At 48.1% G+C, this 3,244-nt stretch carries 1 protein-coding gene; it reads left to right on the top strand.

Annotation, left to right across the window (positions count from 1 at the left end):
• Nucleotides 1–2,813: WD40 domain-containing protein (locus H6F80_RS00270; RefSeq protein ID WP_206755015.1), on the top strand; the 2,813-nt coding region annotated here is incomplete at its 5' end.
• Nucleotides 2,814–3,244 lie beyond the last annotated feature (431 nt).

The following is a 3,244-nucleotide window of genomic DNA, read 5'->3' on the forward strand; positions in this document are numbered from 1 at the left end:
CTCATCAAAGCTGTGTGATTGTGATTAGCAGAGAAAAACTGAAAATTATTCCAAGGTTGGAGAGCAGCACGCATACAGTCGGGTCTATTGATATTCGAGGCTTGAACTGGGTTGAGGGACAGGCAGTGATTGCCGTAAAAGCAGCACTTTCAGGAACTGAAATAGATTGGCAAGATTTCGTTCGTTACTACGACGGGAATCCTTTTGCACTACAAACAGTTGCAGTCGTTGTTCAGGAATTCTTTAACGGCAACATTCGGGATTTTCTAGATCAGGGACTTTTTATTGGAAGAGAACTGCAATTGCTCATTGAATCACAGCTTGCTGGACTATCAGATTTAGAATGGGCTGTGCTACGCTGGCTGGCCCTGAATCGGGAGCCTGTATCTTTATTAGATCTGTACGAAGATATTACGACTCCAATGCTGAAGCAGGATTTGCTGGAAGCTCTAACACATCTATGGCAGCGATCGCTTCTGGTTAAAACTTTTATTTCCGCTGAACATAAAACGGTGACATTTACCTTACCGCAATTTATCCTGGAGTTCATTACTCAGCAAATCATTCGTCAAATTTACGAGGAGATTGTTGAACAGCGGTTTGATCTGCTTCAATCCTATGCCCTAATCAAGGCTCAGGCGAAGGACTATGTGCGTGAGAACCAGATTCGTTGTCTGCTCAAGCCAATCGCGGATCTGTTGTTGCACCAATTCCGCACAGGTCAAAGACTTGGACAACACCTCAAGGCTTCATTAGACAAGTTGCGTCAATCAACAACCTTTGAGCCAGGCTATGCAGCCGGAAACCTGCTCAATCTACTGAGCCATATCCAGGCTGACCTGACGGAATGTGATTTTTCCAATCTAGCTGTATGGCAGGCTTATCTTCAAGGAGTGCAGCTCCACTGCGTCAATTTTTCCCAGGCAGATCTGTCTCGTTCTGTATTCACTAAGCCGCTCGGCGGTGCTCTATCTGTTGCCTTTAGTCCGAATGGTCAGCAGCTTGTAACCAGTGACATCAATGGTTCGATTCGCTTGTGGCAGGTTGAAGACGGCAAGCCAATCTTAAGCTGTGAAGGACACGGTAGTTGGGTTTGTCTGGTTGCTTTTAGTCCAGATGGAGAATGGCTTGCCAGTGCCAGTGAAGATCATGCCATTAAAATTTGGAGTAGCCGTACCGGAGAGTGTCAGCAGATTCTTTCTGGACATCAAAGCTGGGTCTGGTCAATTGCCTTTAACCCTAACGGGTTGCTGCTTGCCAGTGCCAGTGAAGATCATACAATTCGCCTGTGGAGTTTACGATCGAAGCAATGCCTGAAGGTTTTAACCGGACATAATAGCTGGGTTTGCTCGGTTGCCTTTAACCCAAATGGAAATCTGCTGGTCAGCGGCGGTGATGACCATTTGCTGCGAATTTGGAATGTGCGAACGGGGGTTTGTCTAAAAACGTTGTGGGGACACAGCAATCGCGTCAGTGCCGTGCAGTTTAGTCCTGACGGGTTGGCGATCGCCAGTGCGAGTGAAGACCATACCGTTAAGCTCTGGGATGTGAAAAGCGGTGATTGTACAGCAACGTTACGTGGGCATGGAGATTGGGTTTGGTCGATCGCTTTTAGTCCCAATGGTCAAACGCTGATCAGTGGCAGTCAGGATCAAACGATTCGCGTGTGGGAGATTGGGACCGGTCAATGTCTACGATCGCTCCAGGGACATACAAGCTGGGTGCAGTCAGTTGCGTTTAATGCCAACGGCACAATGATTGCAAGTGGTAGCGAAGATCAGACGGTGCGGTTATGGGACGTGGACAGCGGACACTGCCTTAATACGATCCAGGGTTATGCAAGCTGGGTGCAGTCGGTTGCCTTCAGTCCAAGCGGCAGTATTCTTGCCAGTAGCCATGAAGACCACAATGCTCGACTTTGGGAAGTTGCGTCCGGTCGATGTCTCAGAACCCTACAGGGCTCTAAAAGTGCGCTGCTCTCGGTTGCCTTCAGTCCTGATGGGCAGTTTGTGGCTGGAGGTGGATTCGATCAGACAGTGCGGCTCTGGGAAGCATCGAGTGGAAAGCTGATTAACACGCTGCGTGGACACAGTTCTTGGATTCGAGCGATCGCTTTTAGTCCAGATGGTAGCCAGATTTTGAGTAGCGGTGGGGATTGCATGCTAAAGCTTTGGGATGTCCAAACTGGAGTTTGCCTGAAAACCTTGAAAGGGCATCTCAACTGGGTTTGGTCTGTTGCTTTCAGCCCTAATGGAGGACAAATTGCAAGCTGTGGAGATGACCAAACGATTCGATTATGGGACATTCAGACTGGAAATTGTCCGAAAGTTCTGCGCGGTCATTCTAGCGGTGTCACATCCGTTATGTTCAGCCCAGATGGAAGACGATTGGTGAGCAGCAGCGCCGACCAAACGATCAAAATCTGGAATCTCAAAACCGGAACTTGTCTGCGAACGCTTCAGGGACACACAAGCTCTGTCTTCTTAGTTGCCTTTAGCCCAGACAGTCAGTTCCTTGCTAGCAGCAGTGCCGATCAAACGATCAAGGTTTGGAGTGCTGAAGATGGAAGTTGTCTCAATACCTTAAGAGGACATAGCAATCTAGTCTTCTCGGTTGCCTTTAACCCGGTTCAGCCATTGCTCGCAAGCGGTAGCCGGGATGAAACTATCAAGATTTGGCAAGTTGAAACCGGAGAATGCAAAAACACACTGCGCGTTGAACGTCCCTATGAAGGCATGAATATTACAGGAGCCAGTGGACTCACAGAAGCTCAAAAGGTGACTCTCAGGGGGCTGGGAGCGATCGAGGAATAATATCTGGCACTAATAATCGCCTCAACGCCATCTAATCGAGAGGTATCAGTCCACCAGGATTTTAAGTAGTTCCTGAAGCTGATTAACAGCATCATCTACCAGAATCCGTGATCCAAACTTCCGTCAGAGCAGTGCTTCTACTAAAGTTGCTTTTTGCTTCTCTCCCAATCCTGTCCCCCGTATTGATAAATCCGATCATTCTGCGCTTTCCGACGATCGAATATTGTAGCGAGGTATGAGTCCTGTTCAAACTTTTGCAGGTAATGAGATTTCTCCTGGGGGTCTTCAGTTGAGTGAAAAGGTATGTGCCCAGCTTTATTAGGGCGTCGCCTGCTTGTGCTTCGACTTTGATTACACTCCAGCCTACGAGAAGATCAAGGTGTTCTTGCTCCAGTGTATTTGTACGTTCTCATAAAACAGGGGATCATCCT

Origin of the sequence: Leptolyngbya sp. FACHB-711 (genome assembly GCF_014695615.1) — a bacterium.
In the GTDB taxonomy this organism is placed as follows: Bacteria; Cyanobacteriota; Cyanobacteriia; order Elainellales; family Elainellaceae; genus Leptolyngbya_A.